The sequence below is a fragment of the Mesorhizobium dulcispinae genome, from assembly GCF_033977345.1.
Taxonomy (GTDB): Bacteria; Pseudomonadota; Alphaproteobacteria; order Rhizobiales; family Rhizobiaceae; genus Mesorhizobium; species Mesorhizobium dulcispinae.
In genome coordinates this window covers 213,745-226,444 of the sequence record NZ_JAVIIY010000009.1, presented here as the reverse complement: position 1 = coordinate 226,444, position 12,700 = coordinate 213,745, and the positions used below count along the sequence as shown (strand labels likewise).

The window sequence follows — 12,700 nt, the reverse complement described above, 5'->3', positions numbered from 1 at the left end:
TCGGCGTTGCAACACCTATAAGGGCGCTTCCAGTGAGACGTTTTGCCACTTTTCCATCCGCTTTCCCGGCCGCCCTAAAAGTCCCATGTCGACATTGATCCTGATCCCCGCCCGCATGGCCTCGACGCGCCTGCCGGGCAAGCCGCTGGCCGACATCGGCGGCGCGCCGATGATCGTCCATGTCGCCCGCCGCGGCGCCGAGGCGGGGCTCGGCCGCGTGGTGGTGGCGACCGACACCGATGCTGTTGCCGCGGCGGTCCGCGAGCATGGTTTCGAGGCGGTGATGACGCGCGCGGACCACGAATCGGGATCCGACCGCATCTTCGAGGCCCTCACCGCGCTGGACCCGGAGAAAAAAGTCGAAACCATCGTCAACGTGCAGGGCGATCTGCCGACCATCAACCCAGAGATCATCGGCGCATCGCTGCGGCCCTTCGCCGACCCGTCGGTCGACATCGCCACGCTCGGCGTCGAGATCGTGCGCGACGAGGAAAGGACCAATCCGAACGTGGTCAAGATCGTCGGCTCGCCGCTTTCGGCGACAAGGCTGAGGGCGCTCTATTTCACCCGCGCCACTGCGCCGTGGGGGGAGGGGCCGCTCTATCATCACATCGGCCTTTATGCCTATCGCCGCGCTGCGCTCGAACGCTTCGTCGCGCTGAAGCCGTCGCCGCTCGAGCGCCGCGAGCGGCTGGAGCAACTGCGGGCATTGGAAGCCGGCATGCGCATCGATGCCGAGATTGTCCAGTCGCTGCCGCTTGGCGTCGATACGCCCGGCGATCTCGAGCGCGCCAGGCAAATCCTTTCAAACTGAGACATCCGTAGAAGAGACATCGGCGCATGCCTGAAAAGACCAACAGAATATCCTTCCAGGGCGAGCCAGGGGCCAATTCCGATACCGCCTGCCGCAACATGTTCCCGTCGATGGAGCCGTTGCCCTGCCCGACTTTCGAGGACGCCTTCAACGCGGTCGAGACCGGCAAGGCCGAGCTCGCCATGATCCCGATCGAGAACACGATCGCCGGGCGCGTGGCCGACATCCATCACCTGCTGCCGGAATCGAGGCTGCATATCGTCGGCGAATATTTCCTGCCGATCCATTTCCAGCTGATGGTGCTGCCGGGCGTCAAGCGCGAAGAGATCAAGACCGTGCACAGCCACATCCATGCGCTCGGCCAATGCCGCAAATACATCCGCAAGAATGGCTGGAAGCCGGTCGTCGCGGGCGACACGGCGGGTTCGGCCAAGATGGTTTCCGAGGTCAAGGACCGCACCATGGCGGCCCTCGCCCCTGCGCTCGCCGCCGAGCTTTACGGCCTCGACATCATCGAGAAGAACGTCGAGGACACCGACTCCAACGTCACCCGCTTCGTCGTCCTGACCAAGAACAAGCAATGGGCCGAACGGCCGTCGCCGGACGCCAGGATGATGACCACCTTCATCTTCCGCGTCCGCAACGTGCCGGCCGCGCTCTACAAGGCCATGGGCGGCTTCGCCACCAACGGCATCAATATGACCAAGCTCGAGAGCTACCAGCTCGGCGCCTTCACCGCGACGCTGTTCTATGCCGACATCGAGGGTCACCCCGACGATCCGCTGGTCAAGCTGGCGCTGGACGAACTTCGCTTCTTCTCGCGCGAGATGCGCATCCTCGGGGTCTACCCGGCGAGCGCGTCGCGCGAGCAGTGGAAGGTCGCGGATTAGGGCTGGCTGCACCTGCGAGGTTAGCCGAGACGCTCATGCTTCGTCATCCACGGGCGAAGCAAGGAGCGAAGCGACGCGCGCAGACCCGAGGATCCATGCCGTGACTTCGACGCGCCGCGACGGTCCAGAATTCTGCTCCGTGGCGTCTCTCGGCTGAGGTAACGGCATGGATCCCAGGGTCTGCGCTCCGCTTCGCGTCGCTCCGCCCAGGGATGACGACCTCATGGAGGTCCGCGTTAATCTCAGACGTTGGCGCTCGACCCAAGCTCAGCCAAAGCCGAGCGGGACATAGTCGATTTCGAGAAATTTCTCGACCTCCGGCACCCAGCGGTCGCGCACGAATGCTACGTGGTCGGGATGCTCGTTGTAGCGGGTGTAGGCGGCCTGATCGGCGAACTCCATCGAGAAGCCGAAGTGATAGTCGTTCTTGGGGCTGACCTGGCGCAGCTGCTCGAAATGCGTCACACCCTTGATCCCGGTGAGGATCTTCTTGGCATCATGGAGGAACCGCTTCGTCTCCAGCGAATGCGGCGGGTGCTTCAGCGTGAACGCGACGGTATGACGGATCATTTTGCTTCCTGCTCCTATTCGCTGTCCACCCAGGCGCGGATGAGGTGGTGCGCGATCGCCCCTTTCGGCGGCGTGACCAGGCCGCCGGCATGCGTTCTCTCCAACATCGCGCGCACCTCGTCGCGGAAAAACCAGCGGCAGTCTTCCAGCTCGTTGAGGTCTGCCTGGATATCCTCGTTTAGCGGCTCGCCGAAGCAGCCGATCATCAGCGAATAGGGAAACGGCCAGGGCTGGCTGGCGTGGTAGACGACCCGGCCCAGCTTTATGCCGGCCTCTTCCAGCGTCTCGCGGCGCACCGCCGCCTCGATCGTCTCGCCGGGCTCGATGAAACCGGCAAGCGCCGAATACATGCCCGGCCCGAAATGCCGGCCGCGCCCGAGCAGGCATTTGTCGCGCGTTACCGTCAGCATGATCGCCACCGGATCGGTGCGCGGGAAATGGTCGGTGCCGCAGGCCGGGCAATGCCGCCTGTAGCCGCCGGCGCGCATTTCCGAAGGACTGCCGCATTTGCTGCAGAAGCCGTGGCTGGCATGCCAGGCGAGCAGCGCAGCACCCTGCGCCAGCGCGCCGGCCGCCGCCTCGTCGATCAGCCCCTGCATATAGACGGAGCGATAGTCGATCGCCTTGACGGTCTCGGGGAGCTTTTCCGGTTCGATGCCGGCGGGCACGGCAAGCACCGGACCGTCCTCGGAAAAGCCGAGCAGCACGCCGCGGTCGAGCGAAATCTCGAACGCCTGGCTTTCCGCCACCTCGAACCACGGGTCGAACCTGCCGTCGTCGAGCTTCAGATAAAGCCTGCCGGCATGCATCAGCATCAGCCGCGCCGATCGCTCGGCGAGCGCCTTTTCGACCGCGTCGTCGGCGCGGTTTTCCGATTGCCGGTCGATCTGGTTGCCGGCGAAACCGACGAACTGGCTCGGCTCGCGCAAGGGCGCGTCAAACAGGCGAAAGCTCATGGGGACTCAAAGTGCAGGTGGACGCTGGTCGGCTTATAGCGCTGCCTTGATCGTTTCGGCAAACCGGTGGAGTTCGGGACGTTGATAGGGCTCGCGCATGCCATGCCCCCAGACAGGCCCCGGCCAGCCGGGATCGCCTTCGCTGCGCGCAATGACGTGGACATGCAGCTGGCGCACGATATTGCCGAGCGCGCCGGTGTTGATCTTGGTGCAGCCGGTCACCCTTTTTAGCGCCTGCGCCACCATGTTGGTCTCGAAGGTCAGCATCGCCTGGTCGAGCGGCGTCATGTCGTGCAGTTCCTCGATCCCCGGCCGCTGCGGCACCAGGACCAGCCATGGCCAGCGGCGATCGTTCATGAGCCTGAGCTCGCACAGGCCGAGCCACATGAGCTGCTCGCTGTCCGCCTCCAGTCGGGCGTCCAGTGTGAAACCGGCCTTGAGGCCAGGCAGCATGGGCGTTTCCTTCGCTTTTGTAATATTTTTCAAACCGGAGAACGCTAGAGCGGCGGCAGGATGGCTGCAAGCGAATCATTGGCCGCTACTGCGGATTTGAAGGCCATGTCTGTTGCATGGCCTGGCCGGTCATTCACCTCTACCCTTGCATTTCGCCGCTGAATTGCCGATATGGAGCGCGGGAGGTTGGTGGTGGACGATCCACTCGCCAACCGGGTCAGGTCCGGAAGGAAGCAGCCCTAACGAGCCCGGAACGGGTCATTGTTCCAGCCTCCCGCCTCTTCGCCTTTCTCCCGCGACATTGACGGCGCCGAGCAGTGCGGGCGAGACTATGCGCAGGAACCGGCCGCCTTCCGTCGCGGCCCTTGGAGCTTTTGACGGCGAATGAGCGAAGCCGGAAATTCGGGGCCAGAAAGCCTGGAGACAGGAAAGGCCGGCGCCTATCGCGTGCTGGCGCGCAAATATCGCCCCTCGAATTTTTCCGAGCTGATCGGCCAGGAGCCGATGGTCCGCACGCTGACCAATGCGTTCGCCACCGGCCGGATCGCCCAGGCCTGGATGCTGACCGGCGTGCGCGGTGTCGGCAAGACGACGACGGCACGCATCCTGGCGCGGGCGCTCAACTACAAGACCGCGACCGTCGACCAGCCTTCCGTCGATCTTTCCATTCCCGGCGAGCATTGCCAGGCGATCATGGAAGGCCGCCATGTCGATGTCATCGAGATGGACGCCGCCTCCCACACCGGCATCGACGACATCAGGGACATCATCGACCGCGTCCGCTACGCGCCGGTCTCGGCCCGCTACAAGGTCTACATCATCGACGAAGTGCACATGCTCTCCACCCAGGCCTTCAACGGCCTGCTGAAGACGCTGGAAGAGCCGCCGCCGCACGTCAAATTCATCTTCGCCACCACCGAGATCCGCAAGGTGCCGATCACGGTGCTGTCGCGCTGCCAGCGCTTCGATCTGAGGCGCATCGACGCTGGCGCGCTCGTCGCGCATCTTTCCTCGATCGCCGCCAAGGAAGGCATTTCCGTCGACGACGAGGCGCTGGCGATGATTGCGCGGGCTGCCGAAGGCTCGGCGCGCGATTCGCTCTCCATCCTCGACCAGGCGATCGCCCATGGCAGCGGCGCGGTCAGCGCCGAGGCGGTGCGCGCCATGTTGGGCTTGGCCGATCGCGCCCGCATCATCGACCTGTTCGAGCATGTCATGAAGGGCGACGTGGCGGCGGCCTTGGCCGAATTCCGTGCGCAATACGATACCGGCGCCGATCCGGCCGCGGTGCTCACCGATCTGGCGGAATTCAACCACCTCGTCACCCGGCTGCGTTTCGTGCCGGCCGCGGCCGATGACGCTTCGCTCTCCGAGGACGAGCGCCGGCGCGGCGCTGAATTCGCGAGCACGCTGTCGGTGCGCGTGCTGTCGCGAACCTGGCAGATGCTCTTGAAAGGCATTCCCGAGGTACAGTCCTCCAACCGTCCGGTCAGCGCCGGCGAGATGGTGCTGATCCGGCTGGCCCATGCCGCCGACCTGCCGACGCTGGACGAGGCGCTGAAATCGCTGGAAGGCGCCGCCCCTGTGCCGAATGGTGCGCCGCGCGGCAACGGAGCGCCCGCGAGCCCGAGCAACGGCGGCGGCGCAAGTGCTGTGGCGCAGGCGCGGATGCCGGCCTCCACCGGCGGCGCGCAGACCATGCGGCTGGTCGAGGCGCAGCCCGTGCCCGCCGCCTTCGTTCCGGCGCCCGAGCCGGTCGTCGAAACGCCCGCCGTTCCGGTGAAGTCGCTGGCCGACATCGCGGCCCTTGCCGATGCCAACCGCGACATCGCCTTCAAGGTGATTTTGAAGCGCTGCGTGCGGCCGGTGCGTATCGAGCCCGGCCGTATCGATGTCAGCCTGACCGACGATGCGCCCAAGATGCTGCTCAACGACCTGACCGCCAAGCTGCGCGCCTGGACCGGCCGCAACTGGCTGGTCTCGCTGTCGAAGGAGGAGGGCGGCCGGACGCTGGCCGAGATGGAGACGACGAAGCGCGAGAACGCCTTCTCGGACGCCAGGAGCGATCCGACGGTCGCAGCCATTCTCGCCCGTTTTCCCGGCGCCAAGATCATCGACGTGCGCATTCCGGATCTGCCGGAGGTGGAAGAGACCGATGCGGACCTGCCGGTCGAGCCGGCGGCCGATGATGAAGAGATTTGAAGAAACGAGGATATTGGGATGAAAGATCTTCTCGGCCTGATGGGCAAGGCGAAGGAAATGCAGGCCAAGTTCCAGGCCATGCAGGACGAGATCGCCACGCTGGAAGCCACCGGACAGGCGGGCGGCGGCCTGGTCAGCGTGACGCTGACCGGCAAGTTCGAAATGAAGGCGCTGAAGATCGATCCGTCGCTCATCAAGGCGGATGAAGCCGAGATCCTCGAGGACCTTATTCTGGCCGCTCACAATGACGCCAAAAATAAGGTCGAGCAGGTCATGCAGGAAAAGACCAAGGCGTTGACCGCGGGTCTGCCGATTCCCCCCGGAATGAAATTGCCGTTCTGAGACGGCTGCCGCCAGTTAATTGATTATGAACGAAAATTGAGCCCGAGCCGCAATATTAACCATTTTGCCGGCGTTGCTCACGGGTTCATTTCGCGACATTCATAAAGTTTTACCCAAGTCCAGAGGTTGCTAACCATCTAGCCATCTTTTTGCCTGAAAGAGTCTCATTCTTGCCACATCTCGGGGCGGGCTGGCATCTGGAAATGAGGCTTTTTTGTTGATCGCGACGCGATGGAAGACGCCGCTGCTGCTTATCGGCATCGCCGCTTCCCCCTTGTTCCTGGCCGGCTGCAGCCAGACCGCTTCACATGGCATGTCGGTGGCGAGCCTGACCGACGCCGTCACGCCGAGCTTCCTCAGCTCGCGTTCCTACAAATACTCGATGAAGGACAAGGAGTGCCTGCAAAGGGCGATGTTCTTCGAGTCGAACCGGTCGAGCCGCGACGGCATGATCGCCGTCGGCACGGTCGTGATGAACCGGCTGCGCTCGGGCCAGCACGGCAGCACCATCTGCGAGGTCGTCGGCGAGAGGGGCCAGTTCGCCCCCGGCGTGCTGACGCGGCCGATGAATTCGAAGGCGCTGCCCGATGTCGAACTGGCGGCCGAAGCAGTGCTGAAAGGCGAGCGCAAGGCCAAGCTCAAGAACACGATGTATTTCCACACCGCCGGCCTGCGGTTCCCATACAACAACATGCACTACACGATGGTGGCCGGCGGCAATGCCTTCTACGAGAAGCGCGGCCGCAACTGGCAGCCGCTGCCGGATGAGCCTATGGTCGCCATGGCCTCCGACAAGTCGCAGAAGGTCGATCCTGCCGCTCCGGTGCTCGTCGCTTCCGCCGAGCCGGTGGTCAAGACCATCGTCCATGCCGATCCGGCCAAGCAGGCGGCCATGACCGCGGCGGCTTCGGCGCTTCCGGCCAAGGCCGCGACCGTTCCGGCCGAGCAGACCTTTATGACGGCGTCTGTCGCGCCGGCGCAGAAGGCCGGCCGCGTCACGGCGAAGCCGGTGGTGGTGGCGATGCAGGAGCCGATGGAAGAGCCTGACGCGTCCCGCTTCGGCGGCACGTTGAAAGGCCGGTATATCACCTCCGTTCCGAGCGCCCCGCAGGAAGCCGCGATGGGATTCCAGCCGACGCCTGAGAACACCGACGCCATCGGCGCGCTGATCGTCAGCCAGAATCGGCCTCTCTAGACCTGCTAAGTCGACCCTCGATGCACGGCCCGCCTCGGCAGCAAGGCGGGCCGTGTGTCGTTGCGAATTGTTCCAAAGCGCTCTGAGAAATCCTGAAGCCGTTCACCGTTTCGCGGAAACGGCGAATGCCCCACCTTTTCGTTGTGACGCAATTCCGGACGGAAAACCGCTTCGCACTTTTCCTGGAATTGCTCTAGATCAAAGCGATGTCGAAACGAATCGCCGGTCCAGAGATCGAACGCCTGATCCAGCTCCTGGCCAAGGTACCGGGGCTCGGGCCGCGTTCGGCGCGCCGTGCGGCGCTCCATCTCATCAAGAAGAAGGAGCAGCTGCTTCAGCCTTTAGCCGCCGCCATGGGCGAGGCGGTCGACAAGGTGCGCATCTGCTCGACCTGCGGCAATGTCGACACCTCCGACCCCTGCATGATCTGCACCGATCCGCGCCGCGACGCCGGCACGCTGATCGTCGTCGAGGATGTCTCCGACCTCTGGGCGCTGGAACGCGCCGCCGCCATGAACGTGCGCTACCACGTGCTTGGCGGCACGCTGTCGCCGCTCGACGGTATCGGCCCGGACCAGCTCAACATCCGCTCCTTGGTCGACCGCGTGGCAAGTGGCGAGGTCAAGGAGGTGATCCTTGCCGTCAACGCCACCGTCGAGGGCCAAACGACGGCGCATTACCTCACCGACCAGCTGTCGGGCCTCGACATCAAGGTGACGCGGCTCGCGCATGGCGTGCCGGTCGGCGGCGAGCTCGACTATCTCGACGAAGGCACGCTTGCCGCGGCGCTGCGATCGAGGACGGCGTTTTGAGGGGTGGAGGGGGCTTGTGAAAGGTTCTTCTTCTGAAGCGACTGCACTCCGTCCCACCCCCCTCTGTCCTGCCGGACATCTCCCCCGCAAGGGGGGAGATTGGCAGCTTCGCCGCCGGCTCTCTTCTTTCGACGTCGGTGATTGGCGAAAGCGATCGAGACATCCGATCTCCCCCCCTTGCGGGGGAGATGTCCGGCAGGACAGAGGGGGGTGCGAAGGAACGCAAGCTTCTCAGATTGGCTGTACTTTCCTTCCTCGCGACGCTTCTCGCTCTCCTCCTCACTCTCCCCTCCCTCGCCGCGCCCATCGACGACCAGTTCCAGGCCTGGCTGCAAAACGACCTCTGGCCGGAAGCCAAGGCCAAAGGCATCTCCAAGAAAACCTTCGACGCCGCCTTCATCGGTGTGAAGCCGAACCTGAAATTGCCGGACCTCGTCATGCCCGGCGAGAAGCCGACGACGCCTGAGAAGCAGCACCAGGCCGAGTTCGGCCCGCCGGCCAATTATTTCGCCGAGAAGATCATCCGCGCCGTCACCACCGGCGGACGGTCGCGCGAGAGCGCCAACGCCCGCGTGCTCGGACTGATCGAGAAGCGCTACGGCGTACCCGGGGACATCGTCCTGGCCATCTGGGGCCGTGAGACCGGATTCGGCGCCGCCAAGATGCCTTACGATGCCTTCGAGGTGTTGGGCACCAAGGCTTTCATGTCAACCAAGAAGGACTTTTTCCGCACCGAGGTGCTGGCCGCGCTCGAGCTCGTCGAGCGTGGGCTGGCACCGGTCAATGCGATGAAGTCGTCCTGGGCCGGCGCACTCGGGCAGCCGCAATTCATGCCGACGTCCTTCCTGAAGCACGCCGTCGATTTCGACGGCGACGGCCGCCCCGACATCTGGAATTCGACGCCGGACGTGCTTGCCTCGATCGCCAACTATCTTGTCCACTATGGCTGGGTGAGGGGACGCGGCTGGGGCACTGAGGTGATCGCGCCGGCAAACGTCTCATGTTCGCTCGAAGGACCCGACCAGGGCAAGAAGATTTCCGACTGGGTGGCGATGGGCATCAGGCGCGTCGACGGCAAGGCGTTCCAGGCGAGCGAGCTCAAGGCCGAGGGCTTCCTGCTGATGCCGGCCGGGCGCAGCGGTCCTGCCTTCATCGTCACGCCGAACTTCTATGTGCTGAAGGAATACAACACCAGCGACCTCTATGCGCTGTTCATCGGCCATGCCGCCGATCGCATCGCCAAGGGCGACGCCACCTTCGCCGGCACCTGGGGGCCGGTCGGCGATCTCCATCGCTCCGATATCGCAGCACTGCAGCAGGCGCTGGAGGCGAAGGGCTACGACGTCGGCAGCGCCGATGGCCTGCCCGGCTTCAAGACGCGCCGCTCGATCGGCGTCTGGCAGGCGAAGAACGGCAAGCCCGCGACCTGTTTTCCTGACGCGGGCCTGGTTGCGCAACTGAAATAGCGGTGCATCCGGACCACAAACCGCAGCGGATTTTTCCCGATTGGCGGCTTCGATTAGCCGGCGCACGGGTCGACTCGTAGCGGCCCATTCTGGCCCAATAAGCTGTTTCGCAAAATGCGCGTTGCGGGTTCGAACGCTGCCGAATAGGGTGTTGACCAACTGGACAAAAACCACGACGGTAAGTGGTCCAAGCCGCCGTCGGCTTCGAGAAGAACAATGCCGCTGAGCCGGGAACTCAGGTCAACAAAACAGGGAACGATCATTATGATGCTGGAAAAGTTTGCTCTCCGTAGCTTGCTTGCGGGTGTGGCTATGTCTGCGCTGCTCGCGGCGCCCGCTTTCGCGGTCACGCCTGCCGACACGCTGGTCGAAGGCTTTGCCTTCGACGACATCATCTCGATGGATCCGGGCGAGGCGTTCGAGTTTTCGACCGCGGAAGTCACCGGCAACACTTATGATCTCCTGGTCCGCCTCGACCTTAGCGATACGTCCAAGGTCAAGGGCGACCTCGCCGAAAGCTGGACCGTTTCCGACGACGGCCTGACCTACACCTTCAAGCTCAAGCCCGGCATGAAGTTCGCTTCCGGTAATCCCATCACGGCCGCCGACGTCGCCTATTCCTTCGAGCGCGCCGTCAAGCTGGACAAAAGCCCGGCTTTCATCATCGGCCAGTTCGGCATCAGCGGCGACAACGTCGCCGAAAAGGCCAAGGCGGTCGACGACACCACCTTCCAGTTCGTCGTCGACAAGGCCTATGCGCCGAGCTTCGTGCTCAACTGCCTGTCGGCCACCGTCGCTTCGGTCGTCGACAGCAAGCTGGTCAAGGAGCATGTCGCTGCCGTCACGCCGAGTGCCGACTACAAATGGGACAACGACTTCGGCAATGCCTGGCTGAAAACCGGCTATGCCGGCTCCGGCGCTTACAAGCTGCGCGAATGGCGCGCCAACGAGGCCGTCGTGCTCGAGCGCAACGACAATTACAACGGCGAGAAGGCCAAGCTCGCTCGCGTCATCTATCGCTACATGAAGGAAAGCTCGGCGCAGCGCCTGGCGCTTGAGGCCGGCGACATCGACGTCGCCCGCAACCTTGAGCCGAACGACCTCGATGCCATCGCCAAGAACGCTGATCTCACCACCACCAGCGCGCCGAAGGCCACGGTCTATTACATCAGCCTCAACCAGAAGAACCCGAACCTGGCCAAGCCGGAAGTGCGCCAGGCGTTCAAATACCTGATCGACTACGACGCGATGGCCTCGACCATCCTCAAGGGCATTGGCGAGATCCACCAGTCCTTCCTGCCCAAGGGCGACCTCGGCGCCATCGACGACAATCCCTTCAAGCTCGACGTCGCCAAGGCCAAGGATCTACTCGCCAAGGCCGGCCTGCCGGACGGCTTCAAGGTGACGATGGACGTGCGCAGTGGCCAGCCGACCACCGGCATGGCGGAATCGATCCAGCAGACGCTCGGCCAGGCCGGCATCAAGCTGGAGATCATCCCGGGCGACGGCAAGCAGACGCTGACCAAGTACCGCGCCCGCAACCATGACATCTATATCGGCAACTGGGGCCAGGATTATTTCGATCCGAACTCCAACGCCCAGACCTTTGCCTCGAACCCCGACAATTCGGATGCCGGCAAGTCCCACACGCTCGCCTGGCGCAACGCCTGGGACATTCCGGACCTGACCAAGCAAACCGAGGCGGCGCTGCTCGAGAAGGATTCGGCGAAGCGAGCCGACATGTACAAGGATCTGCAAAAGAAAATCCTCGACACCAGCCCGTTCGTCATCATCCATCAGCAATTGGAAGTGGCGGGGCTGCGCAAGAACCTGAAGGGCTTCGCGCTCGGCCCAAGCTTCGACACCAACTTCGTCTGGTCGGTTTCGAAGCAATAGCGTCGTCGGACGCAGCGCGTGAGCGTAGCTGAAAACCAGGCGGCGGCGGGGCGCGGCAGGGCCCGTGCCGTCGCCATATTATCATCGCTGGGCCGCTTCCTGGTCATCGCGGTGACGACCTATCTCGGCCTTCTGGCCGTGACCTTCTTCATCGGCCGCGTCATCCCGATCGATCCGGTGCTGGCCGTGCTCGGCGACCGCGCGCCGGCCAATGTTGTCGAGCGCACGCGCCGCGAGATGGGTCTCGACCTGCCGCTGATCGAGCAGTTTTACATCTATGTGAAAAGCGCCCTCAATGGCGATTTCGGCACCTCGGTACTGACCACCAATCCGGTGATGTCCGACATCCGCCGCGTCTTTCCGGCGACGATCGAGCTTGCCACGCTGGGCACCATCATCGGCTCCGTCATAGGCGTGCCGCTCGGGGTGCTGGCGGCGGTGCGGCGCGGCAGCGTCATCGACCAGATCGTGCGCATCATCGGCCTGATCGGGTACTCCGTGCCGATCTTCTGGCTGGGGCTGCTCGGCCTCGTCCTGTTCTACGCCAAGCTGCAATGGGTCGCCTTTCCGGCGCGGCTCGACGTCGTTTACGAATACACCTTCACGCCGATCACCGGCTTCTACCTCCTCGACGCGGCGATGCAGGGCCAGTGGGATGTCTTCTATGACGCCTACCGCCACATCATCCTGCCGGCCTCGCTGCTCGGCTATTTCGCGCTCGCCTATATCAGCCGCATGACGCGCTCCTTCATGCTGAACGAATTGGCACAGGAATACATCGTCGCCGCCCGCGCCAAAGGCCTGTCGGAAACGCGCATCATCTGGGGCCATGCGCTGCGCAACGCCGCGGTGCCGATGGTCACGGTGATCGCGCTCTCCTACGCCAGCCTGCTCGAAGGTTCCGTTCTGACCGAAACCGTCTTCTCCTGGCCGGGCATCGGCCTTTACATCACCGATTCGCTGCAGAATGCCGACATGAATGCGGTGCTCGGCGGCACCATCATCATCGGCTCGGTGTTCATCGGCATCAACCTTGTGTCCGACCTGCTCTACCGGCTTCTCGATCCAAGGACCAAGGCAGGATGAGCAGAGGTATCGCATTTT

The 12,700-nt window shown here is 63.7% G+C and carries 12 protein-coding genes and 1 other RNA gene; 10 read left to right on the top strand and 3 right to left on the bottom strand.

What is annotated here, in order from left to right:
* The first annotated feature begins 85 nt into the window (after positions 1-85).
* Both RFN30_RS20630 and RFN30_RS20625 read left to right on the top strand, forming a co-directional pair.
* Positions 86-814 carry a 3-deoxy-manno-octulosonate cytidylyltransferase gene (locus tag RFN30_RS20630; RefSeq protein WP_320263921.1) on the top strand — a complete coding sequence of 243 codons (729 nt, stop codon included), beginning with the start codon at positions 86-88 and terminating at the stop codon, positions 812-814.
* 26 nt (positions 815-840) lie between these two features.
* Positions 841-1,704, top strand: a complete 864-nt coding sequence (locus RFN30_RS20625; RefSeq protein ID WP_320263920.1) for a prephenate dehydratase — start codon at positions 841-843, stop codon at positions 1,702-1,704.
* 267 nt (positions 1,705-1,971) lie between these two features.
* On the opposite strand, the gene RFN30_RS20620 is transcribed toward RFN30_RS20625, so the two are convergent.
* The 3 genes from RFN30_RS20620 to RFN30_RS20610 are packed head-to-tail and all read right to left on the bottom strand — an operon-like array spanning position 1,972 to position 3,683.
* A complete protein-coding gene (locus tag RFN30_RS20620) occupies positions 1,972-2,274 on the bottom strand; it encodes a Dabb family protein (protein WP_320263919.1) in 303 nt (100 codons plus the stop codon).
* A 14-nt stretch (positions 2,275-2,288) separates the two neighbouring features.
* Positions 2,289-3,230, bottom strand: coding sequence for an NAD(+) diphosphatase (nudC, locus tag RFN30_RS20615; protein WP_320263918.1), 942 nt, complete (start codon positions 3,228-3,230; stop codon positions 2,289-2,291).
* Positions 3,231-3,263: 33 nt separating this feature from the next.
* Complete coding sequence (locus RFN30_RS20610; RefSeq protein ID WP_320263917.1) at positions 3,264-3,683, bottom strand: HIT domain-containing protein; 420 nt, start codon at positions 3,681-3,683, stop codon at positions 3,264-3,266.
* A gap of 181 nt (positions 3,684-3,864) precedes the next feature.
* Between RFN30_RS20610 and ffs the strand changes: the two genes are divergently transcribed.
* The 8 genes from ffs (at position 3,865) to RFN30_RS20570 (ending at position 12,682) form a co-directional block, all read left to right on the top strand.
* An RNA gene (ffs, locus tag RFN30_RS20605) (signal recognition particle sRNA small type) lies at positions 3,865-3,961 on the top strand.
* Between the two features lie 106 nt (positions 3,962-4,067).
* Positions 4,068-5,885 carry a DNA polymerase III subunit gamma/tau gene (locus RFN30_RS20600; RefSeq protein ID WP_320263916.1) on the top strand — a complete coding sequence of 606 codons (1,818 nt, stop codon included), beginning with the start codon at positions 4,068-4,070 and terminating at the stop codon, positions 5,883-5,885.
* Between the two features lie 18 nt (positions 5,886-5,903).
* Positions 5,904-6,227: a YbaB/EbfC family nucleoid-associated protein gene (locus RFN30_RS20595; protein ID WP_320263915.1), complete on the top strand. Its 324-nt coding sequence runs from the start codon at positions 5,904-5,906 to the stop codon at positions 6,225-6,227.
* Positions 6,228-6,444: 217 nt separating this feature from the next.
* Entirely contained in the window at positions 6,445-7,422 is a 978-nt protein-coding gene (locus tag RFN30_RS20590) for a cell wall hydrolase (RefSeq protein WP_320263914.1), read from the top strand.
* A 206-nt stretch (positions 7,423-7,628) separates the two neighbouring features.
* Complete coding sequence (gene recR, locus RFN30_RS20585; RefSeq protein ID WP_320263913.1) at positions 7,629-8,234, top strand: recombination mediator RecR; 606 nt, start codon at positions 7,629-7,631, stop codon at positions 8,232-8,234.
* Between the two features lie 188 nt (positions 8,235-8,422).
* A complete protein-coding gene (locus RFN30_RS20580) occupies positions 8,423-9,700 on the top strand; it encodes a lytic murein transglycosylase (RefSeq protein WP_320263912.1) in 1,278 nt (425 codons plus the stop codon).
* Positions 9,701-9,967: 267 nt separating this feature from the next.
* Positions 9,968-11,596, top strand: coding sequence for an ABC transporter substrate-binding protein (locus RFN30_RS20575; RefSeq protein WP_430699070.1), 1,629 nt, complete (start codon positions 9,968-9,970; stop codon positions 11,594-11,596).
* Between the two features lie 18 nt (positions 11,597-11,614).
* Positions 11,615-12,682, top strand: a complete 1,068-nt coding sequence (locus RFN30_RS20570) for an ABC transporter permease (protein ID WP_320263910.1) — start codon at positions 11,615-11,617, stop codon at positions 12,680-12,682.
* Positions 12,683-12,700: the final 18 nt, after the last annotated feature.